This window comes from Okeania sp. SIO3I5 (genome assembly GCF_010672085.1).
Lineage (GTDB): Bacteria > Cyanobacteriota > Cyanobacteriia > Cyanobacteriales > Microcoleaceae > Trichodesmium.
In genome coordinates, this window is sequence record NZ_JAAHHT010000184.1 from 15,561 (window position 1) to 16,443 (window position 883).

3 protein-coding genes are annotated in these 883 nt (G+C 32.3%); all 3 read left to right on the forward strand.

Annotated elements, in window-relative coordinates; genetic code table 11:
• The first annotated feature begins 90 nt into the window (after positions 1 to 90).
• The 3 genes from F6K40_RS29375 (at position 91) to F6K40_RS29385 (ending at position 857) form a co-directional block, all read left to right on the forward strand.
• A complete protein-coding gene (locus F6K40_RS29375) occupies positions 91 to 267 on the forward strand; it encodes a hypothetical protein (protein WP_293140951.1) in 177 nt (58 codons plus the stop codon).
• Between the two features lie 118 nt (positions 268 to 385).
• Positions 386 to 562 carry a hypothetical protein gene (locus F6K40_RS29380; RefSeq protein WP_293140951.1) on the forward strand — a complete coding sequence of 59 codons (177 nt, stop codon included), beginning with the start codon at positions 386 to 388 and terminating at the stop codon, positions 560 to 562.
• A 73-nt stretch (positions 563 to 635) separates the two neighbouring features.
• Positions 636 to 857, forward strand: a complete 222-nt coding sequence (locus F6K40_RS29385) for a hypothetical protein (RefSeq protein ID WP_293140953.1) — start codon at positions 636 to 638, stop codon at positions 855 to 857.
• Positions 858 to 883: the final 26 nt, after the last annotated feature.

Sequence of the window (883 nt, forward strand, 5' to 3'; positions counted from 1 at the left end):
TACTATAATATTTAGATAAAAGCAATTTTTGTTGGAATAAAAATTATGTCATAACTACAATAATTAAGAAAAAAAGCTCTGAATTTATCGGTGAGCGATCGCCTGTTATTACTCCAGGAAATTACAAATTATTGGCTCCGAGAATTTCGCCCTCGCCCAGAGTTACTACCTGATTTCTTAGACAAGTTCCGAGGTATCGGAAAAACAGATAGTCTACCTCCAAATGATGTAGAAGTTGAAGCTATGCTGGAAGAAAGTTTAGTGTAAAAATATTTAAAATCTTGAGTAAAATACATACTATAATATTTAGATAAAAGCAATTTTTGTTGGAATAAAAATTATGTCATAACTACAATAATTAAGAAAAAAAGCTCTGAATTTATCGGTGAGCGATCGCCTGTTATTACTCCAGGAAATTACAAATTATTGGCTCCGAGAATTTCGCCCTCGCCCAGAGTTACTACCTGATTTCTTAGACAAGTTCCGAGGTATCGGAAAAACAGATAGTCTACCTCCAAATGATGTAGAAGTTGAAGCTATGCTGGAAGAAAGTTTAGTGTAAAAATATTTAAAATCTTGAGTAAAATACATACTATAATATTTAGATAAAAGCAATTTTTGTTGGAATAAAAATTATGTCAAAACTACAAGAATTAAGAAAAAAAGTTCTGAATTTATCAGTGAGCGATCGCCTGTTATTACTCCAGGAAATTACAAATTATTGGCTCCGAGAACTTCGCCCTCGGCCAGAGTTAACACCTGATTTTGTAGACAGGATGATTGGGATAGGAAAAACAGATAGTATACCTCCAAATGATGTAGAAGTTGAAGCTATGCTCGAAGAAAGTTTAGTGTAAAAATATTTAAAATCTTGAGTAAAATA

What these genes read in the sequence shown, in the direction of transcription:
- F6K40_RS29385 (WP_293140953.1), top strand. Translation starts at nt 636, where the DNA reads ATGTCAAAACTACAAGAATTAAGAAAAAAAGTTCTGAATTTATCAGTG.